Source organism: Algoriphagus sp. (assembly GCF_046296635.1).
Taxonomy (GTDB): domain Bacteria; phylum Bacteroidota; class Bacteroidia; order Cytophagales; family Cyclobacteriaceae; genus Algoriphagus.
On record NZ_JBKBKZ010000005.1, the window covers coordinates 1 to 21,748 of the forward strand.

The window sequence follows — 21,748 nt, forward strand, 5'->3', positions numbered from 1 at the left end:
TGCGGGAAAACCGCACGTACGGATTGAAGAGGGGGTACGTCAGGGATTCTCTTCCCTGACGACTCTACTCTACTGGGCAATAATCCGCAAAGTTCAGTGTCCTTTTCTGCGGCTTTCAGCGGGAAATAAGGACACCCTCTAATACTAAAAATCCTACGAGACTTCGCACCTTTGTGGCAAAATCACAATTATAAAGTCCTTGGATTTCCCTCCATGTAGGGAGGCTGCTTTAAAAAAATAACCACAGGGGGGGAAATGGAGTAAAGCAAGCTTATGCTTTTAAAAAACTTCGTGCCTCCGCACCTTTGTGGCAAAAAACCTTCATTCCTTCTTGGATATGTCTTCTGAATTTGATGGATTACGTGATTTTAAAAGCATAAATCAAGAGATTTTCTTTTATAATTTTCTTCTCACATTTTTTCAAACCTTCTTACCATTCTAACTGTATATTGTCTATATGTCCAAAATCTATTTTTCGTTTATTTTAATTCTAATTCTTTCTAGCTCTCAGGCTTTTTCACAAAGTTTTATCAAAAGATATTTCAATAGTATCCTGAACGATACCTCAGATATAAGCAAGCCCCAATTTTTGATTTATCCCACTTTGGCATATGCCCCGGAAACAAGCTGGGAGATCGGACTTTCTTCGTTATTGGTCTATTATGCCAAAAGAGACACTTCCAACAGGCTGAGTGAAATCAACGGATTTACCTTTTTTACTTTGGAAAACCAATACGGGCTTTGGTTTGACCATGCGATCTATTCTGATCAAAACAAATGGTTTTTTCTAGGAAGAATCAGAATACAGAGTTTTCCACTGAAATACCATGGCATCGGGATGGATACACCAAAGGATTATCTTGCTCTCGTCGATGCCAATCAGATTATGATCAAGGAACGGGTATTGAGAGAGGTAAAAAGAAATCTGTATTTTGGATTAGAAGCGGATTATCAGCGGATTTCCAAGGTGGATTTCCAACCTTCCCCAGAAGCTCCGACATTTGATCTACCTTTGGGAGATGCTGGTTCAACCAATTTTGGATTAGGTGCGGGACTGGTGTATGATGACAGGCATAATGTGCTGAATGTTCGGAAAGGGCGGTTTTCAGAATTGGCATTTTTGAGGTATTTCCCCGCCTTTAGCGATTTTGGCTTTAATACGATCATCTCCGATACCAGAATATTCACTCCAGTTGGCAAAAACAATGTATTAGCTTGGCAACTCCTAGGACAATTTTATTCAGGAGATGTCCCCTTTAATCAATTGGCCCTCCTCGGTGGAGACAGTATGATGCGAGGATATTATTTGGGAAGGTTCCGGGACAGAAATCAATTGGCAACCCAAGTAGAATTCCGGATGCTACCATTGCCATTAGGTTTTTCCAACCGTATCGGTGCCGCTGTTTTTGCAGGGACCGGCACAGTCTTCCCTGATTTTTCAAAGTCCGCTATTCACAAAGTAGTCTGGTCGGCCGGTGGCGGTTTACGGTTTCTGCTTTTTCCCAAGAAAGACATCTATACTAGATTTGATGTAGCTTTTACCCAAGAAGGGACTGGGTTTTATTTGTTTGTTGGAGAAGCTTTTTGAGACAAGTAGGTTTTGGAAGCCGGATTAAAAATCCTGAAGATCACCTCGCCAATGCAAAAGTTGAGGAACTGGGTCTAAGTTTTCAAACCTGTCTCGCCGAAAGGCAAGCTTGGACCTACCATAACTAAAGCACTTTGTTTTTTTGCCGTTATAAGAAATCTGTGTCCACTTGCCTGCGGCAGGCAGGTCTGTGACTTTATCTGTGTTCAACTTGCCTGACGGAAGTCAGGTCTGTGAGAAATAATCCTCGAGGATCAGCGTCCTTTTTTTGCGGCTATCAGCGGGAAATTATAAAACCTTCTTAACCATAAATTCCTTTGTGCCTTCGTGCCTTTGAGGCAAATCCGCTCTGCGTTCTCTCATTTAAACTTTGTGAACTTGGCGGTTAAAAAGAATTCATGACAATTATCCCCGCACTTAAATCCATTTTCCAAACGCTCATACATTTCCATGGATTTGACCTAATATTTTTTCATTTTAGATAATCGATTACCAGTTTTTAAACTTATAGGAAAAACTAAATGCGAAAAACCACAAAAATTCAAATTCATCCCCTCTTCGGTCTCCTGTCTTCGGTCTTCCAACCGATTTGGAAAGGATAATTCTCACTGGCAGCATAAGAGTATTTATATAGAAATTTATAATCCCAACTCATGATGATCAAAACTATCCTGGTGGATGACGAACGTCACGCGCTCGAATCCCTCAAACTACTTTTGGAACAACTTTTCCCCGAGCAATTTGAATTTTTAGCCCTTTGCCACTCTGTTGATCAAGCCATCCCTGCGATCCAACTCCACGAACCTGATTTGGTGTTTTTGGATATTCAGATGCCTCAAAAAAACGGCTTTACCTTACTTGAGGTCATGCCCAATCGTGACTTCGATGTGATCTTCACCACCGCCTTTCAAAACCATGCCCTTGAGGCTTTCAAACATACCGCCTTCGATTATTTGCTGAAGCCAATCGATACGATAGCACTTCAGAAAACAATTGTTCGCTACCTCGAAACCAAAAAGACTGACCCGATACATTCTATCTTGGAATCACTTTCCCAACAAATGGGCGGATTGGATATCGTGGCTTTTTCCACTTCTGAAGGACTGGAATTTGTCCATTTCGATGAAATCAAATATTTGGAAGCCGACCGAAATTATACCACCCTTTTTCTGGAGGAAAATCGCAAACTCCTTATTTCGAAATCCATCGGTCAGATCGAGACAAAACTTCCCGAAAACCGATTTATTAGGATCCATCAATCCTTCACGGTGAATGTGACCAAAATCCTTCGCTACGATCGATCAGAAAACTACCTCGTTCTCAAATCAGGTGAAAAGCTTTCCGTATCCGTCCGCAAAAACACCAATCTGACCAAGCGCTTTGCCTAGAAATTTTCTCAAGCTTTACCTATTACTACTTCTCTCCACTTTTCAAGGGATAGCGCAGCAACTTCCGTCACGTCAATACACGACCGCCGAGGGCCTTTCCAATAATGCCATCCGAGCCCTTCACTTGGATTCGCGCGGCATCCTATGGATAGGAACCGAAAACGGTGTCACCACATTGGAAAATGGAGTTTTTCGAAACTTCTTCGAATCAGATGGCCTCGCTTTTAACAGTTGCTGGGATATCATTGAAGATAAAAACCACAATCTTTGGTTTGGTAGCTATGGGGGTGGAGTTACTTTTTTTGATGGAAAAACCTTTCAGAAAATCCAGGAGATCGATGGTCTAGCCGACAACCGAATTCGGCATTTTTATCCTTACCAAGATTACATGCTCGTCGGGACAGAGGACGGAATCAGCCTAGTCCATCTGGAAACACTCAAAGTGACCCCAATTGACGGCACGGCCAATGGCACGGACCTGAACTACACGGCTGGATTTTGGGAGTTGGATGGCGGGCTCTTTTACAGTACCTATCGCAGTGGCTCGTATGAGATTTTTTGGGAAAATAACCTTCCAAAGGTCCGGAAAATCAATGATTGGCTCCCGATTTTTGCGGTTTTCCAAGAAGGAGAAAAACTCCTGCTTTCCGATAAAGGCAGCCTAAAGTCAGTTTCGATTACTGATTTTATCTCCGGGAAAAACCCGACAGAATCTCAGGAATCATCCGTTTTCTGGCAAAAGCTTAATGGGCCAAATCAAAAAACCTACCTATTGGCATCGGGACTTTTCACGAAAGACGGAGGGATTTTCCAATGGGAAAATGGCAACTTAAGCTCACTCAGCGAGCGATTTGATATTGATTCCAAGTTCATCCAAAGTGGTGTGATGGATCAAGATCGAGGCCTATTATTCTTAGGTTCGCTCGATAAGGGTCTATACCAAGTCAGAATAGACGGTGCTGTAATTTTTGAGGAGTTTGGCGAAAAGGAAGTCAAAGGGATAGCCGGCAATGAAAACATACTCGGCTTTCTTCATGGGCAAGGTCTTGAAATCCGAAACCCTAAAACCGACAGAATTACCCAAGTCAAAGCCCAGCAGCTAAAGGACATTCAAGCAGCATATTACCGGCGATTTCCGGAGAAAATTCCTGAGCACATGGACGGCTTTTTCGAACTCGACCCAAAAATTACGGCTGAAGAAATGGAGTTCTATGAGCTTCATTTTCGGGATTCCTTTTTTTGGATTAATACCAATCTGGGGGTTTACAAAATTGATGAAGCTGGAAAAATCCTGACCTATCTGCCTGTGCATTGCTACAGCATGGGTTTTACCCCAGAAGGGAAATTGATGGAAACCAATCCTTACGCAGGAGTTCGAATCTACGATGACCCGGATAATTTCTCCTACACCTATTTTCATCCCGACGAGCCTTCCACCCCACTACAAATCTCAAAAGTGGTCACTGGAAAACAGGGCACTTATCTGGCTTCTGTTTTTCATGGATTTTATCAATGGGATGGAAAGGAATTTTTCTCCTATCTCAAGGAAGGGATTTGGGCTGAGCAAAAATTCAAGTCCCTGCATCGACTTGACAATGGCAATATTCTGGTGGGAACTGAGTTTGGAGAATTGTATCAAATCACTCCCTATCCGAACTTTAAAATCATCAGGCATTGGGATAAGGATGAGCTACAAGGCACCTCAATCCTTGCCATTGAATCTTTTGAAAATGCCATTATTGTCATCACTGAAAAAGGCATCCACCTACTGGAAGATGAGAAAAACAGCTTTTTGGATGAGGAGCAGGGATTTTATCAAAAGCTCTTCCTCAGTGCAAAGCGAATCGGTGAGGTTCTCTATATCGGCACATCGAAAGGGTTTTATCAAATTAATCTGCCAGATTTTATTCGAAACCTTAATCAAAATCAGAAGATCCAACTAGGCATCACCGAACTGAAAATCAACCATCAGTTAGTTCCTCCAGACAATTTCAACTGGTTTGTACTTGAAGTTCAAAAGTTAAAACTCGAAGCAAATGAAAACACACTTTTCATTCGATTTAAGCCCACAGGTCCTCTCGATTCAGAAAAACTTCGCTATCGGTATCGACTGAAATCCAGTGCAGAATGGACGGAGTATTTTACTGAACCCATACTTGAACTCCCCTATTTGCCTTGGGGAGAGTATCTGCTGGAAGTGGAAGTTTGGGACTATCATTCGGGTTCCATGAGTGTAATCCCACTATTGGACTTCAGCATCAAGCGACCTTACTATCTCAGAGTCTGGTTTATTCTGTTAATCATTATCTGCATGGTTAGTCTTTTTGTATTGATCTACCGCACTCGCAGCCAACAGTTCAAAGCCAAAACCTTAATGAATCAACGGCTCACAGAAATCAAGTTGGAGGCCCTTAGATCTCAGATGAACCCACATTTTACTTTCAATGCAATCAACAGCATTCAGTATTTTATCCTGAAAAACGACTCCAAGCAAGCCCTAAACTACCTGGGTAAGTTCAGTTCCTTAATTCGCAGTACGCTAGACCAAAGTTCCAAATCCCAAATCACCCTTGCCGAGGAGATCGACTACCTCAGTCGCTACATCGAGGTAGAGAACATGCGGATGGATGATCGCGTGACTTGGACCATCGAAGGCAATGCCCTAGAACATAAAAATGACATTCACCTTTCCCCAATGCTAATCCAACCCTTGGTCGAGAATGTATTCGTACATGCCTTCCCCCCTGATCATCCCGAACCCAAACTCAGCATCCGGTTCGAAATCCAAGATCCTAACCAACTCCACTGCATCGTCGAAGACAATGGAGTCGGTTTCCCCACCGAGCAACAAACCACCCACGAATCCAAAGGCACCAAGCTTATCCGCGAAAAACTCATGCTCCTGCCGGGGTATTCAGAGGAAAGTTTGATTGTCGAGACCGGAACTTGGGGAACTAAAGTGAGGGTGAAGATTAACTTTTAATGGGGAAAAGGGTACGGATGTACAATGAGAGGGGGCGATTAAACAATATTTACTTTTTACTTTATTTTTCATTTAATATTTAAAAGAAAAAAAAATTCTTGCGCATACATCATTACTCCATAATATCAAACTGAAAAATCAAATGGAATCAACGGAACAAAAATCATTACTTGAGGAATTTCTGATTAAATCAAAAAAAGACTATGATGCGATAAAAAATGCTAAGGTTATTTGCGGAGTTATTGGCCAAAGTGGATCTGGAAAATCGTCACTAATCAATTCGATATTTGGTGAAAAAATGTCTCAATCAGGCCCAACTCAAACAACACTTGATAAGAAAGGTCCTTTTCAAAAAGATGGTCTTATTTTTTATGATTTACCAGGATGTGGAACCAATGAATTTCCAAAAGAGACATATTCTGAGGTAATGGATTTAAATTCATATGACTGTTTAATATTAGTTACTTCTAACAGATTTTATGAGAATGATCGATTCTTAATTGAAGAAGCAAATCGACTTGAAAAATCTATTTTTATTGTACGAAGCAGAATAGATGAAGCTATTTCAAATGGTAAATATGATTATCCGGAAAAAGAAGAAAAAGATATTATTAATCTTTGTTTTCTTGAGATTGAATCTTCAATCAGAGATTTAAGAACTAATGGAATTTATTTGGTTTCGTCAAGAAAGCCTACTGATTATGACTTGCCATTGCTTTTAGAAAAAATCGCCGAAAGTTTAGATAAAATAAAAAGAGCAAAGTTTATCTCCCAAATATTTGGCGCAAATGAAGAAATAATTAATGAGAAAAGGAAAATTGCAAAAAAAGTCGTAAAATATTATAGCTCTGCTGCTGCTTTAAATGGAATAAACCCTATCCCGGGCTTAGATGTAGCCTTAGATGTTGGTTTAATATTAAAAATGAATCAAGAAATTTTAAAAATCTTTAACCTTGATGAGGACTCAATAGCATATTTGAAATTATTAAAAATATCCCATACTACCTTAAACTCTGTACAAAAATTTGGAATGCAATTTTTAACAAAAGAAGCAATATTATTGCTTCTTAAAAAATATGCTCCTCAAGTAGCAACAAAACAAATTACAAAATATATACCTTTTGCTGGTCAAGCAATTTCTGCAACGATAGCTTTTGGCTTGACTATGACTTTTGGAAATAAAACAATTGAGGAGTGTGCTGAAAAAGCTTTGGAGATTCTTTCACAAGTAGATTATACCTCATTCGAATAAAACATAAAGGGTCTGATTCAAAGGTTGAATCGGACCTTTTTTTTACACGATTATCATTTTTTTCAGGATCAATCAATAAATCCGTTATGAACCCCTCCCGCCCCTACCTCCGTGTCGACATCGACAAAATATTTATTCAAGTAAAAGCAGTTATGCATCAAGAAGCTGTGATAAGAGGCAATGGAAATGCCCAATACAGAGACTGCTATACAGGAAAAATCTTGAATGGCGGTGATCCTTATGATTATGAACATATCTATGGTTCGGAGTGGGTTCATACCACCTACAAGCACTTGCTTACTGACCCACAGATAGCTTTGGTTGTGAATTGCCAGGAGAATGTGGGAGTGACACTTCGGAAGATCAATCAATCCAAGGGTAAAACAAATCCGGAAATCTGGTTTGCAAATGATATCAATATTCGGAACAATGATATCGACATCAATTGGGCTATGGGTAATATTCAAAAAGCCAAAAAGGCCATTGAGAAAATGGTAAAAGAATTATCGAGGTAAAGACAATACACTAAAACCAAAAAATCTCATGCCCACCTTCCACTGCGAATACTGCGGGACGAAATTCCCCTCAGTCGCCAACTTGACCAGTGTACCTTGTTACCGACATCCCGATGGCCCAAATAAGGGAAAGCATAAATTGTATGAAGGTGGAGAAAAGTCCCGCTATACCTGCAAATACTGCGGCACCACGAATGTCTCTATCGCCAGCTTGACCTCCATCCCCTGCCCCAGACATCCGAAAGGAAACCAAAAAGGCCATCACGCTCCGGCTTTATAGTTATTTCAGTACGAATATTCACTGAAAACCAGCAATTATTCATAAGGTAAATCGAAAGTGCCTCAAGTAAATACCTTAGATGAGTGTTAAGCAACACTTTTTCCTTACAACCGGTCTTTCTTCAGGGGTGATAGAAGGATCGGTTTTTTTAATGGTAATTTTAAGATTAGTTCGACACCCTTCGGGCCTGCCTGTCGGCAAAGGCAGGGTCGTGGGAATTCTATCGTATCTATCGTTTTCCACGGGTTGCACCTGCCTACCGGCAAAGGCAGGACCGCGGCTATTCAAAAGTTAGACCCCTGTCGGGGTCATTTTCTTGCAAAATAGAGAGAATCAGAAATAACCTTTGTGTCTTTGCACCTTTCTGGCCAAACCCTTGGCGCCTTCTTAGCAAAAAACCTTTTTGAGCCTTCATGGCAAACCCCTCTGCGCTCTCTCTTATATCTCCGTGAACTTTGCGGTTAAAACCCCTCTGCGCGCTCATATTTAACCTCCGTGTACTTCGCGGTTAAATAACCTCTGCGCTCTCTCATTTTACCTCAGTGAACTTTGCGGTTTAAAAAGAAATCTTTGGCTCAACCCACATCAAACCCAAACTCAGCAGCATCCCGATCAACCAAATCCAATTGGAAATCTTAGCGTAATTCATCTCGGAAGAAGAACCCTCACCTTCATATCGAAAAGTCAATGGCTTAATCAAAGCATTTGCATAATGGCTAGTCAACTCATTTTGACCATATACATAAATCGAAAAATCATCCCCAAATCCAATCCAACCTGTCGAATCTGACTGGAAAACCCCTTTTGCCAAAAAAGGATTTGTCAAAGTCCCAACCAAATTCACCGAGTCCACTTGACTATAAATCCATTCCGGAATGCTGTCACTTTTATTTAATTGAATTTCAGTTGAGATTCCTGATAATACCGGAGCTCCAAACTTCCAGGATTGAGGTTCAGCGGGTTCCAAAGCTCCAAAAAGCTCACCCCAAATCGCTTCATAACCAGCCTCATCTCCCTGAAGGAACTTAGGAAAAGTGGAAGAGTATAAACTTATCGCGATCTGAACTCCTCCCACTCGCTGAACTGCCATTGCATCATCACCAAAAAGCTTCTGACTACTTTTTACCGCCCACCTAAACGGCGCAGCTTCCAGTTGATTTCCTAGGGTTCTACTTTCCCCCTGCCCTGTTCGCTGCAATTGAAAATCCGTTCCAAAAAGCCGATTAACTTGATAAACCGTTTCTTCCGTATTAGCTAGGTTCATAATCACCAAAGCTCCTTCCGACGTCCTTACCCAATCCTGAACTTCCTTCAACTCCAATTGCTGCGGGTCAATCATGCGAATTTGCAGGGAATCTGAATTAGCATTTCCTCCTTCCAAAACTGTGGCCCGAGAAAGCCGGATTTCCTGACTTACCTTTTCACCCTTGCTCTCCAGCCATTGACTCAGCACCCGAACTTCCTGACCCGGAAATGAAATCTGAAAATGGTATTTCTTCGGCACTGAGGGCCCGATAAAATATCTCAAAATAGCCAACGAATCCCCATCTATCAGAAGCGGAACTTCAACCTTCCCCTGTCCAGCTGTTAGAAATTCGAGTTCACCGACATTCCAACCTTTTTCCAGTTCAGCACTTGCCAACTCAATTTCTCCTTGTCTTAAAAGGATTTTGGAACTGTCTTTTTCTGAAAAAACCCGATAATTTAATCGCTGCCTCTCCCCTTTTCTCAGATAGCCTTTCCATGATAAATCACTGAGTTGTCGATCCGATTCCGGCAAAATCCAGTTGACGGTCTGGTTTCGAAATGGAAAAAGAGACTCTTTGGAAAATTGCTCTCCGAGAAGGAAAACTTGGTTGCCGGTCTCCTTATAATCTTCAATTGAAACTGCCTTTTTGATCTCCAAACTATCCTGCCAAAACTGGACTTGCTTTCGATCAACCTCCTCTGAATAGATCAAAACCTCATTATCATCTTCCGAAATGGATATGCTTGGCTGAAGAAGAAAAAGGCAGAAAAAAATCAAGAAAAGAAAAAGCAATCCTGATTTGAGCCAGATTCTCTGAGTTGCAATTCCGTTTTTTGATTGGAGAAAAATAGGAATCCCGCCTGCAAAAGCAGCCAGAAAAAAAATCCAGATCAGGATTGGCCAAGAAGTCATCGGATTAAATTCCATCATTGTATTTTCCTCCGAAATGAGTCTTTCAATGAATTTGGAGCCAAATAGGACGCATCAGTCTGATTATAGCTGCCAGCAAAAGGATAGAGTTTCTCCCTCAATTCATTCCTTCCCCTTTCATCCAATTTCCCTGATTCAAGCTCCTGTATGTGCAACAACAACTTCAAATCATTCAGCCCGGAATATTCCATGCGTCTGCTCCAGATTTCTCCAAGTTCGTGCACAGTTTGTCGATCTGCGGCTGTCAGTTCAGCTTTGAGTAGCATTCCCAATACCTTAGATGCAAGCGGTTCGATTTGCTTTTCCAACTCGACCAACTCCCTTTTCAATCGAGCATCCAAGTCTTTCAACTCGCCCGTAAGACGCTTTTCCTGTTCCTTGATTGGAGGTGGATCGTAACCGGTGCGCTTCACATAAACCCGTGATTTCTGCTGCACTGTCTTCAGTAATTCCAAAGCCTTGTGTTGAAATGGAAGGGATTTTTCAGGTTCGAAAAGCCTTAAATAAAGCTCCGCCTGCCACATTTGTTCCAGGGCCGCTTTCAATGCGCTTTTGGTCGATTGCTCAAAATAGGTATTGACCTCCTCCGAATCGTGAGCGTGCATATATTCGCTCAACAAATCCTCGATTCCACCACCAGCTGTCGTTGACTTCTCTGCAACTTCTTCTTCATGAGAGTGGCCGGTATGAGATTCACCTACCTCAACTTCATTTCCCCCCTCCTGATCGTGCAAATGCATGTATCCGGTCAACAAATCTCCTCCTTCTTCCATCGTTCCCCCTCCTGCTGCCGACTCAAATTCCTCGCCCATGTATTGGCCATAGCGCAAGCGAAGGAGCTTTTGATCATATCCGATTGCGTTGGAAGTAGAACCAAATTCCTTATCCGTCTTCTTGGATTTTTCAGTTAACAGCTTTTCTGTATCGCTGATTATCTGTCGCTGACTGCGAAAATATTCCGGTAGAAACTGCACCACCATGCCTTCCATCGCCGCATCGCTATGGTCATTTTCATCCACGTATTTGATGAAGTAGGTGTCTGTTCGGGACAGGTTTGCCGTAGGTTGCTTATTGTCCACGGCCGCCCAATAGTAATAGAGTTCGTCACCGGGCTGGAAATCCAAGCCCTTGAAATCCAATAGATAATTGGCTTGTTTTTCTTTAAAAGCTTGAGCCGAAACAGGAAATCGACTTTCTCGAAACTTTACATTTTCACCTTTTCCTCTTGCCAAAGTAGCAACCAAATAAACCTCCTTCACCAAAAAATCATCACTGACTTTTGCTTTAAGATTTAGTGAAGATGGATTTTTGGGAAAATGATAGCGGTAGATTTCCTTTTCTTCAGGAATGATTTGAGGACTTTGATCAGGGATCGCTTCTAGGGTATAAAAGTCACTTTCAAAAACCTGCAAACTATCCCGAAAGGCTTGAATCGAATAAATCCCTGAATTGGCCAATTCATCGGACAGTTCAAATTTTTGATTCTTTAGCGAAAAAGACAGCTTCTTCCCTGTCGAATTAACCAGAAATACCTCCAATTCCGAATTCCCAGAAAAACCAATCTCCCAGGTCAATCGGGTGCCTTTAATTGCTTTTGCTTCCAGATTCTGCTGGACAGATTTCGGGATTTTGGTGTACGCTGGTGGTTGGATGGTCAATTGAGTTTGGCTAAAGCTAATAGCCTCATTAGTTTCTGTCAAAGCAACTGTTTCGGCTAATTCAAATTGGTCTTCAGGATTGGTCAGAGTTTTAGATAAATCAAAAAATCCAGTTCCTAAATAAACCAAAACCAACAAAACTGATCCCATTAAATATGGAAGCAAACCACGCTGAATCACCCATATCCTGGGTGGAATTCGATCAGAAATCCGCTCAATTTGAAGTTGATCTGCGATACTGAAAGCAGGCTTGTCTAGGAGTTCGAGGCTGAATTCCAAACCTTTTACCTCCTGATGCAAAAGCTGTACGGCTAAAATCCGCTTGCTTTGAAATCCTCCAAAAAACCAAGCGAAACCGAAGGTTCCCATAAGAAAAAGTCCTACAACAATCCAAAACTCAACTTCCAAGGCCCAAACCAAAAACCCAAGCACCATTCCCAATATCAAGGCTTTTGCCAAAGCATTCAGTTGCAATTGCAACTCGAGGAACCGTATGGATTGCTTGAGTTTGTTCACAGATTAAGTCGATAAGCGTAATATCGTTCCAAGCCAAAAAGGATGAGAAAGAGGATTAAAAGCAGAATTGCCGTATTTGGCAAAGCGGCCATCTTCGATTCTGAAATTTGGATAAATCTTTGTTCCAGTTGATGGATTGTTAACCTTTTTTCTTTGGGATGAATTCCAAGAAAATCAACCAAAGGTTCCAAGATCAATTCAGGAAGCAAACCTTTTTCGATCATTTCCTCCCAAGTCAACCCTGACTGATTTTCAAGGTTTATGACGTTTTGAGGTAAAATCCGATCACTTGATTCTATTAAGAAATAGAGCTTTTCCTTCGAATTGGTTTCAGGAAATTGATCTGTTAACACCAATTTTCCTCCTTCCGAAACCTCGGTAAAAGAAATTCCATAAATCTCATTTATTGCCTCAAAAGCTGCCAAAAGCTGGGCTCGATTTTCTTGATTTTTTAAAGAAAAACTGACTTCAATCGAGCCAGAATAAATTAGATCTGAAGTTCGCTCAGCTGAATCCAATTGAAGTAAACCACTTTTATCCACGGAAAGAAATCGGATCGAATCCAAGCCAATTCTGGCTTTGGAATAGCTTCTTTTATCCAAAGTAGAAACATGCAAAACTGGTATTTCAGGTACAAATAGAAGATTTGACCCAAAGTCATTTTCTAATCCTAATGAATATATATGAAGTGAATCCAAACGATTTGGCAGCAAATCCAAGGCTTTTTGCATTTCAAATTCTTTCCAATTTCCTTCAGGAAATTGTCCGACTTCATATTCTGGCAAACCCTCAGCTAACCAAAAAACTTGTTCGCCTTTTTCCAAAGCCTGTTCAATCTCAAACCGAAATTCGGACTCAACTTCTGTATCAGGTTGCACCAAATGAACGATGGGTTTGGAATCGTTTTTTCCCAAAAAATCAAACCATAGCCCCACAGCAAGCAAAACCAAAATTGCCCAAATCAGAATTCGGAGAAATAAAAGAAGTAATTGCTCCAGTTTGAATGATCGACTGGATTGGGATTCTTGTCCACTCAACCAATTCATTGCGGCCCAATCAAGAACTTTTCCTCGCCTTCCGTTCCAGAGATGGATAAATATAGGAATCGATATTCCAAGCAAACCCCAAAATAAAATCGGCTGCAGGAACTCCATCAGGACAATTTTTTAAGGTTCAAAATCTTGCGAGCCAATGTCGCCAAAGGAGTCTGGATTGACTCTCTCAAGAGGTGAACCTGCGGTTGCTGAAATTTGGCATCCAAATGATCCAAATAGGATTGGAAGTTCTTCTTAAACTCGGATTTCAAAACCTGCCCGTCCCGCAGCATTTCCCTACCAGTTTCCAGGTCTCGGAAAATGAGATTGCCTTGAAGATTGAAGTCAAGTTCCTGTTCGCCCAAAAGTTGAACGAGCATCAGTTCTTTCCGAGGATGGCGGAATTTCTCCACGAGATTTTCCCATTCTTCATTTTTCTGTAGAAAATCAGAAACCCACACGATCAATTCCCGATTCCGATCCAGCGGCAAAGCAGTTTGAGGCGCATCCAAAGGCCAAGTTCCGGAAGCTTTTTCCAAGGCTAAGTAATACAATATCCGCTGAAAGCTCTTGAGTGTTGGAGCAACTTTTTGGGTAAGGTAACCTTCTTTCAAAGTATAATAACTCAAAGAATCGCCCTGTAAAAAGGCTAAATAAGCCAATGATGCTAAGAGATTTTTGGCATATTCCAAGCGGGAAAAGCCATTTTCAGTATAATTCATCGAGCCGGACAGATCCAAAATCAAACTGATGTGAAGATTACTTTCGGTCGTAGATTCCTTGACCATGTACTTTCCGGAACGGGAAAAATACTTCCAATCGATCCGCTTGAGATCATCACCAGGACGATAGTGTCGGTATTGCTCAAACTCGCTCCCCACTCCCACTCGGATCCCCGAATGGATGCCCTGCCGTAGCTGTTCGCTGATGATTCGGGCAGAAAGGCGCAGGTCGTTGAGCTTGATGATCTCCAGATTACTTGGCATGAACCGGCACTTGTTCGACTAGTTTAGAAATGATAAAATCAGTGTCAATCTGCTCCGCTTCAGCTTTGAAGTGAAGGGAAATCCGGTGTCTAAGCACTGGAAAAACCAGGTATTGAATATCCTCGGGGATTACAGAATAGCGTCCTTTTAGTATTGCCCGTGCTTTGGCACAAAGAATCAAAGCCTGTCCGGCACGGGTTCCAGCCCCCCACTCCACATAGGATTTGACCTCCGGAACGATGGAATTCTCCAATCGAGTAGCTCTGATCAATCTAGTGATATAGGACAAAAGTGAGGAATCCAAATGAACCTCACGAGTCAATTGCTGGAGCTGAATGATTTCTTCGGCTGAGATGATTTTGTCAATTTGGGGCTTGTAAGTTCCTGTGGTTTTTTCCAACACTTCCAGCTCCTCCTGTTCACTGGGATAACCCAGCTTGATAAAGAGTAAAAAACGATCAAGTTGCGCTTCAGGAAGTGGATAGGTTCCACTTTGCTCGATGGGATTTTGCGTAGCGATGATCAAAAAGGGATTGGGCAAGGCAAAATTATTCCCCCCGTAAGTCACCATTTTTTCCTGCATGGCTTCCAAAAGTGCCGCTTGGGTTTTTGGTGGAGTTCGGTTGATTTCGTCTGCCAAAACCATATTTGCGAAAATAGGTCCCTTCGAAAACTGAAAAAACTTCTTTCCGGTACTGTGATCTTCTTCCAAGATTTCAGTTCCGATAATATCTCCCGGCATCAAATCCGGGGTAAACTGAATCCGCTTGAATGACATTTCCATCACCTCGGATAGTGTTTTTACCATCAGCGTCTTGGCCAAACCGGGAACTCCTTCCAGCAAACAATGCCCGCCAGCAAGTAAGGTAATGATCACCTCATCAAGCACTTCGTCTTGACCAACGATGACTTTGGCAATTTCTTTTTTCAGCTTGGGAAGCTTATCTACTAAGTTTTGGTAGTGTTTTAGGTCAGTTTCCAATAGGTATTAGGTTAAAGCGTACACCACGATGTTAACTCCAAAGCGGGTGTTATCGATTTTTAGAAATCGCTTATTTCGAAAGTCATAATCCCACTCGCATCCGTAGTCTTTGTTGCTGTAAAGGACGCCGATTCGGCCGTTGACTTGAATGGCTTTGAGGTAATCGTGAACGAGATCATCTCCCCAACCATTTAGCTCAAAGGAAGTCGTCGGAGGTCCGTCCTCAAAGTTGAAGAAGCAACGGTAAATCCAGTGGTCATTGGGTATTTTTTGTAGCGCTTCCGAACCGAAAGTCCGGCTCATCTCCGCTTCGAAGGATTTCGCGAAAAGCCCGTCGATATCATGGTTACAGTCGTCAACGAATATAAATCCACCCTGCTCGACATAGGTTTTGAAGTTCTTTCGCTCTTCTTGAGAAAACTCCACCAATTTGTGCCCGCTCAGATAACAAAAAGGACTTTTGAAAATCTCCTCGCTACTGAGTTCGACAATCTTTTCCTTTTCATCCACCGGAATCGTCGTGTACTCCACCAGGCTATTGAGCAAATTGGAAGGCATGCGCTGATCCGTATCCCAATTGCCGGAGTTGTACTTGAGGCGAGTGAAGAAGAAGGTTGAAGTTTTCAGTTGTCAGTCTCAGTTTACAGTGGGCAGTCGCAGTTTGCAGTGGTCAGTTTACAGTTGGCAGTCACAGTTTACAGTGATCAGTCGCAGTGATCAGTATGCAGAATTGTCAATTTTAAACGTAAATAGTAAACAGTAAATAGTTTACTGTAAAATTCACTTACTGAAAACTGAACACTACCTACTGAACACTACTAACTGAAAACTGAACACTGACCACTGATTACTGAATCAAACTGCGTCCGACAAACTAGTGAACGTAAAGTCTCTGATTTTCATCGGAGGCACCATGTTTCCGTCGGTTCGCTGTGGCTTGCCCATCGCTTCAATGTTATTGAGCATGATGATCGGGCTTTCGTTGAATCGGAAGTTTTTCACAGGGAATTTGATCTGTCCGTTTTCGATGTAGAAAGTACCGTCTCGAGTCAGTCCTGTGTAAAGCAAGGTCTGTGGATCCACAGCACGGATATACCAGAATCTAGTTACCAAGACACCTCTTTCGGTATTTCTAATCATATCGGCAAGAGATTGATCGCCTCCGGCAAAAATGAATCCTTGAGGTCTGGCTACAGGCTTTACCCCCTGCTTTTCTGCCCAATATCTGGAATAGAACATGTTTTTCACTGCTCCATTTTCAACCCATGAGGTTTTTTCCAAAGGAAATCCTTCTCCAGACCAAGGTGCAGATGGAATCTCTGGATGCGCTGGATCAGAATAGATGTTTACGCGTTCGTCGAAAAGCTTTTCGCCCAACTTAGTTCCTCCGCCTTTCTTGCTTAGGAAACTTCTGCCCTCGTCAGCACTTCTAGCGTCCATTCCTGAAGCGAGAAGTCTTAGAAGATCATTGGCAGCCATTGGCTCCAAAATGACGGTATATTTTCCAGGTTCGATCGCCTGAGCGTTCACAGAAGCCATTGCTTTTTGCGCAGCTATATTGGTCACTTCACCGGCCTTCAGCAAAGCTGCATCATTGAAGTCGCGACCTGCATAGCCTGAACCTGTACCATCCGCTGAACGGACTGTAACAGTGAAATCAACGGAAGTACTTTGGTTGTAGCCAAATAGTCCTTTGCTATTTCCAGTTGCGACAAATCCGGAGAAATCCTCCAAATAACCCGCAGCTGTCAGATTATTGTCGACGCAAGGCTTGATGCTGTCCACTGCCAACTGAGCCCGATAATCCGGGTTAATGGAGTCGGTAGCTTTCGCAAAAGTTCTGGAAGGACCATAATTCTGCGGACCGAGCATCGGCATGTATTCCGGATTTTCCGGTGCCAAAGAAGCGATTTCTTCCGCTCTAGTCACAGCTCTTTTCAAAGAATCATCGTCCAGTTCATTGATACTGGCAGAGCCTGATTTTTTCCCATAAACCGACGTGATGCTGAGACTAATCTCGTTCGTTTCACCGCTTGTGTTTACTGTATTTCTTGCATAGCGAATGTTGCCGGTACGGCCACCACGAATGCTGACCTCGGTTTCATCGGCTTTAGCATAAGACAAAACCTTATCTATAATCGCTTTAGCTTCTTGTTGAGTTAGTATAGCCATAGTAATGATGTTCAGAATTAGATGTTTCTACCTGTGTTGATGACATTGACTCCGTCGAAACGGGTAGTTGGGCTGCCGTGGGATACCGCAGAAACCTGAGAAGGCTGACCTTTTCCGTCAAAGAAAGAACCGAAAAGTCGGTAGTCATCCTTGTCGCAAACTTGAGAACATGAGTTCCAAAATTCCTGCGTATTGGACTGATAAGCCACGTCTTCGAGCATACCGGCAATTTGTCCGTTTTTGATTTCGTAGAAAAGCTGACCACCAAACTGGAAGTTGTACCGCTGCTGATCAATCGAATACGAACCACGACCAATGATGTAAATCCCTTTTTCGATATCTTTGATCATATCCTGTGGACTCATTTTTTCTGTTCCCGGTTTCAAGGAGACATTTGGCATGCGTTGAAACTGAACCGAAGACCAGTTGTCCGCAAAGCAGCAACCGTGAGATTCTTTTTCATTGATGATTTTGGCTTGATCACGGATTGCTTGATAGTTTACCAAGACGCCATTTTTGATCAAATCCCATTCCTTGGCTTTCACGCCTTCATCATCCCAACCCACATTTCCGAGGGAATGAGGCTGGGTTTTGTCAGCGACTATGTTGACTTTGTCCGAACCGTATTTGAAATCACCTGATTTCCATTTGTCCAAGGTAGCGAAACTGGTACCAGCATAGTTGGCTTCGTAACCCAAAACTCGATCAAGCTCAAGTGGGTGACCGACTGACTCGTGAATAGTCAATCCTAGGTGATCGGGATCCAACATTAGGTCATATTTACCAGGAAGTACAGACTTTGCAGTGAGTTTTTCCTTGGCGTGTTTAGCTGCTGCGACCGCATCTTCAACCATGTCGTAGCTATTTTTGTAGCTATTGAAACCTGCAGGATTCATGTATTTGTCTGCCGCAAGGCCGTCCAAGTATTCAAAGCCCATTCCCATCGGAGCGCTGAGCGCCTGACGGGATCGGAAGTTTCCTTCTGCCTTGTTGACTGCGGTGACCGTGAAGTTTGGCCAAATACGGTGAATGTCCTGATCGATGTATGAACCGTCAGTCGAAGCGTAGTATTTCTGCTCATTGATCATGAAAAGGGCAGAATTGACAAAGGCAGCGCCATTATCCAAAGCCGCATTATTCACGGATAGCAAGAGGTCAATTTTGTCTTTGACCGGAACTTCCAAAGCATTTTTCTTGATTGGTGTCTTCCAGCTCACTTCACCAAAAGATCGAACCGGAGCGAGAACTACCGGCTCACTTTGGAGTTTGGAGTTTGCCTTTGCAATAGCAACTGCCGTTTCTGCGGCCTTTTTAATTCCATCGGGAGTAACATCGGAAGTAGCCGAAAAGCCCCAAGTCCCGTTGGCAATCACACGGATTCCAACACCGAATGACTCGGCATTTGTGATTCCCTGTACATTTTTCTCTCGGGTAAAAAGGTATTGCTGAAGGTACCGACCGATTCTGACGTCGGTGTAAGTTGCTCCTAAGGATTTGGTCGTGTTTAATGCCACATCAGCCAGGAGTTTTTTGGCGGCGGCATCCATCCCGGGCATGAGCAGATGCTCAGCTGAAACGGGCTGGCTAAAGGCGACCAGACCGGGAGTCATCATTGCTCCCAATCCAAGCCCTGAAAGGTGGATAAAATCTCTTCTGTTCAATGGATCGCTTGTTTAATGGTTAGTTTATGTTTTTTCATTTTTATCGATGCTCAAATGTCAATTTGCCTTTTTCCAGGTTTATGGGACGGAAGACTGAAGAAAATCGAATTTTAGAGTCCTGAGCAAATAGGTTGAATTTTCAAAATGCTTTGAGATTTTGGAAAATCAAAATTCATTTCAGCTAAATGTAAACCTATTCTCCAATCCATTCAATGGGTTTGTTACAATGGTGGTAAAAGAGGTTAATTGGTGGGGAAAATTCGGTTTGAGAAGTGATTTTTGATCCTTAGTGGTTTTCGAAAGTCAAGAATTCGGATAGTTTTTTGGAGAAATTGGGGAAATGGGGTTAGGAAGTTGGGAGGTATGGGGGGTAGGGAGTTAGGAGGTTTGGAGGCTAGAAAGTAAATTGTTCGACGTATGCTTGGTTCAAGACTTCAGTCTTGGACCTACTGAATTGCAGTCTTCAGACTGCTGTTGTAATTCTTGTTAGTTTCAGGCAGTCTGAAGAATGAATATAGATAAGCACAAGCCTGCCTAAGGGCGAGGCAGGTCTGAAGGCTTGCGCTAGACGAGCTTAAAACTCAATAAATCTTCAAAAGCAGACCTGTGGAGACTTGATAGCCTTTTGCCCGCTGGATATAATTTCGATCTTGATCATTGATAATGATACCCCTTCCATTGTTAAGGCCATATTCAGCTCCAAGGGTAGCGCTCAAGATGAAATTTTCGGAGATTTCAACCAAGCGGTATTGCATGTTGACTTTTCCAAAAAAATGGGAATAATTAAGTATAAACCGGGAAGGTGAAAATCCATGGACAACTCTGAAATTACCAAAACCCAGTTCCGGCCGGACCACCCATCGATTGCCAATAGGAAGATCATAAAACACAAACAAGCCACCTTCCCGGAATCTAGCTTTCGCAAAAAATCCACCCAAAAATTGATTTTCAAGGACATTTGCACTATTCCCACTTGCATAAAATCCTAATCCAGGATAACCCGAAACTCCAAAATCGAAATTAATCCGATACCCCAAATTCACCTGATAGGAGTCCCCAAGAAAGCTCCCATTTTCAAAATTGCGATTCAAAAGCTCAAGGCTAAAGTCCGAAAAGAAGATATCCTTTTCAAACTTTTCCCATTGCTTTCCTTCTTGAGAATAGCAAACACCATGACTAAGGAAAATTAAAATCGGTACGAGTAGGAACAGCTTTTTCATAGCTCGACAATAATCACATTTCCTAAATCAATCACCCCATTGGCAGTTCTTAGTGAAGGATCGAGCATTAAAGAATTATCCGTGAAGATTTGATCAAACCTATTGATTTCAAAGAAAAATGGTTCTCGAACCGTCAAGTTGTAAGAAGTGTTGAGGTTTTTTGATGGTAGAACGACCCTGAATTCTCCTTGATTGCCAGTGGTGAATGAATAAACCAGCGAGGAACCTGAGTATAAATTCAGTCTCAAATTAGCGATTGGATCGCCAGTTTTTGTAACCATTTTACCCTGAAACGTATCAAAACTATCATGTATGAATTCCTGGCAGCCTTGAAATAAAAAGAAGATAAAAATATAAGTTAGCGACTTTTTGAATTGTAAAGTCTTCTTTTGCATGTAATATTTTTTTTTACCCTCACCGAGTAAGAAGACTCACTAGGTTGATTTTTTGATATTTTTTGTAAATCTGATCTGCATCAAATTCTCCTGATTTTGTATGTTTTCAATAATTAAACACTAAAAATAAAACTTTCAAAAGGCGGGAATTCATATTTTTCCAAAAATCATTAATCAACTCCGGAAAGATCGATAATTGCCTCGGTTTTGCTACAAAAAAATTGGCTAGTCGAAAACGGTAGATCCCGATAATTGTACAAGCCTTTCTAAAAAGAGTTAAAATCCTTAAAATGATGATTTTGAAGCATTTTCTATCTAAATAACTGATATTTGAGTTTCAATTAGAATGATTACGATATCAAATGGTTAAAATTAATTTTTTGAAACATCGGCTTTTATTGGTTTTTCAATGGTCATTTGGAAACGCATTTTGTTGAGGTCCGTTAAGCAATTATACCTTGACAGTATAATAGAATTAAGGTTCAAGTTTTTTAAATATCAAATTCATGGAAATCAAGTTATCCGAGTCCGAACTACAATTTTTAGCAGATAAATATGGAAGCTCCGGTCCCAAATTCGAGTTTACTGCGAGCGATCAGTTTACCGTATTTCATCCAAAGGCAACAATCAATTGCGAAATTATTGGTTTCACAAAGAGGTTAATTATGATTCACTACAAACTGGGGTTTTTCAAAAATCTTTTCTTTAGTTGGTTTGTTGACTTAGTGATCCCGGGCGTAAGTTTTAACAAAAAAGAAAATGTGATTACGATTGATCCCTTTCACTTTTTACCAGAAAAGGAGAGAATAGCAACCGAAGACTTCAGTATTCAGGAATTTTCTGTAGAACCCGGATTACTGCTGATTCGAATTGACATCATGGCTACACAGAATTCCCTGAACGAATACCAGCCTTCCTAGCTAAAAAATCAAAAAAAAA

17 protein-coding genes are annotated in these 21,748 nt (G+C 41.8%); 6 read left to right on the forward strand and 11 right to left on the reverse strand.

Annotation, left to right across the window (positions count from 1 at the left end; all coding sequences use genetic code 11):
- Positions 1-457 precede the first annotated feature (457 nt).
- From ACK4HU_RS05245 to ACK4HU_RS05265, 5 genes are all read left to right on the forward strand, one after another.
- Positions 458-1,588: a BamA/TamA family outer membrane protein gene (locus ACK4HU_RS05245; RefSeq protein ID WP_409803970.1), complete on the forward strand. Its 1,131-nt coding sequence runs from the start codon at positions 458-460 to the stop codon at positions 1,586-1,588.
- 653 nt (positions 1,589-2,241) lie between these two features.
- Positions 2,242-2,976 (forward strand): LytR/AlgR family response regulator transcription factor, encoded by a 735-nt coding sequence (locus ACK4HU_RS05250; protein WP_409803972.1) that lies wholly within the window; start codon positions 2,242-2,244, stop codon positions 2,974-2,976.
- Positions 2,969-5,959 (forward strand): histidine kinase, encoded by a 2,991-nt coding sequence (locus ACK4HU_RS05255; protein ID WP_409803974.1) that lies wholly within the window; start codon positions 2,969-2,971, stop codon positions 5,957-5,959. Before ACK4HU_RS05250 ends, ACK4HU_RS05255 begins: the two co-directional genes overlap by 8 nt.
- 142 nt (positions 5,960-6,101) lie before the next feature.
- Positions 6,102-7,211, forward strand: coding sequence for a GTPase (locus tag ACK4HU_RS05260; protein WP_409803976.1), 1,110 nt, complete (start codon positions 6,102-6,104; stop codon positions 7,209-7,211).
- Between the two features lie 86 nt (positions 7,212-7,297).
- The gene (locus tag ACK4HU_RS05265) at positions 7,298-7,726 is read left to right on the forward strand and encodes a hypothetical protein (protein ID WP_409803978.1); all 429 of its coding nucleotides are present in this window, start codon (positions 7,298-7,300) and stop codon (positions 7,724-7,726) included.
- Positions 7,727-7,796: 70 nt separating this feature from the next.
- Here the strand turns inward: ACK4HU_RS05265 and ACK4HU_RS05270 are convergent, their stop codons facing one another.
- The 11 genes from ACK4HU_RS05270 to ACK4HU_RS05320 all read right to left on the reverse strand — a co-directional run bounded on the left by ACK4HU_RS05270 (position 7,797) and on the right by ACK4HU_RS05320 (position 20,809).
- Entirely contained in the window at positions 7,797-7,988 is a 192-nt protein-coding gene (locus ACK4HU_RS05270) for a hypothetical protein (protein ID WP_409803980.1), read from the reverse strand.
- 574 nt (positions 7,989-8,562) lie between these two features.
- Positions 8,563-10,185 (reverse strand): hypothetical protein, encoded by a 1,623-nt coding sequence (locus ACK4HU_RS05275; protein WP_409803982.1) that lies wholly within the window; start codon positions 10,183-10,185, stop codon positions 8,563-8,565.
- The gene (locus ACK4HU_RS05280) at positions 10,182-12,359 is read right to left on the reverse strand and encodes a hypothetical protein (protein WP_409803984.1); all 2,178 of its coding nucleotides are present in this window, start codon (positions 12,357-12,359) and stop codon (positions 10,182-10,184) included. The genes ACK4HU_RS05275 and ACK4HU_RS05280 overlap by 4 nt, the downstream gene beginning before the upstream one ends.
- Complete coding sequence (locus tag ACK4HU_RS05285) at positions 12,356-13,513, reverse strand: BatA domain-containing protein (protein WP_409803986.1); 1,158 nt, start codon at positions 13,511-13,513, stop codon at positions 12,356-12,358. Before ACK4HU_RS05285 ends, ACK4HU_RS05280 begins: the two co-directional genes overlap by 4 nt.
- A complete protein-coding gene (locus ACK4HU_RS05290; protein WP_409803988.1) occupies positions 13,513-14,379 on the reverse strand; it encodes a DUF58 domain-containing protein in 867 nt (288 codons plus the stop codon). The genes ACK4HU_RS05285 and ACK4HU_RS05290 overlap by 1 nt, the downstream gene beginning before the upstream one ends.
- Entirely contained in the window at positions 14,369-15,361 is a 993-nt protein-coding gene (locus ACK4HU_RS05295; RefSeq protein ID WP_409803991.1) for an AAA family ATPase, read from the reverse strand. Before ACK4HU_RS05295 ends, ACK4HU_RS05290 begins: the two co-directional genes overlap by 11 nt.
- A 6-nt stretch (positions 15,362-15,367) precedes the next feature.
- Entirely contained in the window at positions 15,368-15,988 is a 621-nt protein-coding gene (locus ACK4HU_RS05300; RefSeq protein ID WP_409804317.1) for a DUF4159 domain-containing protein, read from the reverse strand.
- A gap of 228 nt (positions 15,989-16,216) precedes the next feature.
- Positions 16,217-17,533, reverse strand: coding sequence for a TldD/PmbA family protein (locus tag ACK4HU_RS05305; protein ID WP_409803993.1), 1,317 nt, complete (start codon positions 17,531-17,533; stop codon positions 16,217-16,219).
- 17 nt (positions 17,534-17,550) lie between these two features.
- The gene (locus ACK4HU_RS05310; RefSeq protein ID WP_409803995.1) at positions 17,551-19,194 is read right to left on the reverse strand and encodes a TldD/PmbA family protein; all 1,644 of its coding nucleotides are present in this window, start codon (positions 19,192-19,194) and stop codon (positions 17,551-17,553) included.
- A 581-nt stretch (positions 19,195-19,775) separates the two neighbouring features.
- Positions 19,776-20,414, reverse strand: coding sequence for a hypothetical protein (locus tag ACK4HU_RS05315; RefSeq protein ID WP_409803997.1), 639 nt, complete (start codon positions 20,412-20,414; stop codon positions 19,776-19,778).
- Complete coding sequence (locus tag ACK4HU_RS05320) at positions 20,411-20,809, reverse strand: hypothetical protein (protein WP_409803999.1); 399 nt, start codon at positions 20,807-20,809, stop codon at positions 20,411-20,413. The genes ACK4HU_RS05315 and ACK4HU_RS05320 overlap by 4 nt, the downstream gene beginning before the upstream one ends.
- Positions 20,810-21,315: 506 nt before the next feature.
- Here ACK4HU_RS05320 and ACK4HU_RS05325 point away from each other — a divergent pair.
- Positions 21,316-21,729 carry a hypothetical protein gene (locus tag ACK4HU_RS05325; RefSeq protein ID WP_409804001.1) on the forward strand — a complete coding sequence of 138 codons (414 nt, stop codon included), beginning with the start codon at positions 21,316-21,318 and terminating at the stop codon, positions 21,727-21,729.
- Positions 21,730-21,748 lie beyond the last annotated feature (19 nt).

Bases quoted from the DNA above. Each gene is read 5' to 3' on its own strand.
- ACK4HU_RS05245 (WP_409803970.1), top strand. From the start codon at position 458: ATGTCCAAAATCTATTTTTCGTTTATTTTAATTCTAATTCTTTCTAGC.
- ACK4HU_RS05250 (WP_409803972.1), top strand. From the start codon at position 2,242: ATGATGATCAAAACTATCCTGGTGGATGACGAACGTCACGCGCTCGAA.
- ACK4HU_RS05260 (WP_409803976.1), top strand. From the start codon at position 6,102: ATGGAATCAACGGAACAAAAATCATTACTTGAGGAATTTCTGATTAAA.
- ACK4HU_RS05265 (WP_409803978.1), top strand. From the start codon at position 7,298: ATGAACCCCTCCCGCCCCTACCTCCGTGTCGACATCGACAAAATATTT.
- ACK4HU_RS05270 (WP_409803980.1), bottom strand. From the start codon at position 7,988: ATGGCCTTTTTGGTTTCCTTTCGGATGTCTGGGGCAGGGGATGGAGGT.
- ACK4HU_RS05275 (WP_409803982.1), bottom strand. From the start codon at position 10,185: ATGATGGAATTTAATCCGATGACTTCTTGGCCAATCCTGATCTGGATT.
- ACK4HU_RS05285 (WP_409803986.1), bottom strand. From the start codon at position 13,513: ATGGAGTTCCTGCAGCCGATTTTATTTTGGGGTTTGCTTGGAATATCG.
- ACK4HU_RS05290 (WP_409803988.1), bottom strand. From the start codon at position 14,379: ATGCCAAGTAATCTGGAGATCATCAAGCTCAACGACCTGCGCCTTTCT.
- ACK4HU_RS05305 (WP_409803993.1), bottom strand. From the start codon at position 17,533: ATGGCTATACTAACTCAACAAGAAGCTAAAGCGATTATAGATAAGGTT.
- ACK4HU_RS05315 (WP_409803997.1), bottom strand. From the start codon at position 20,414: ATGAAAAAGCTGTTCCTACTCGTACCGATTTTAATTTTCCTTAGTCAT.
- ACK4HU_RS05320 (WP_409803999.1), bottom strand. From the start codon at position 20,809: ATGCAAAAGAAGACTTTACAATTCAAAAAGTCGCTAACTTATATTTTT.
- ACK4HU_RS05325 (WP_409804001.1), top strand. From the start codon at position 21,316: ATGGAAATCAAGTTATCCGAGTCCGAACTACAATTTTTAGCAGATAAA.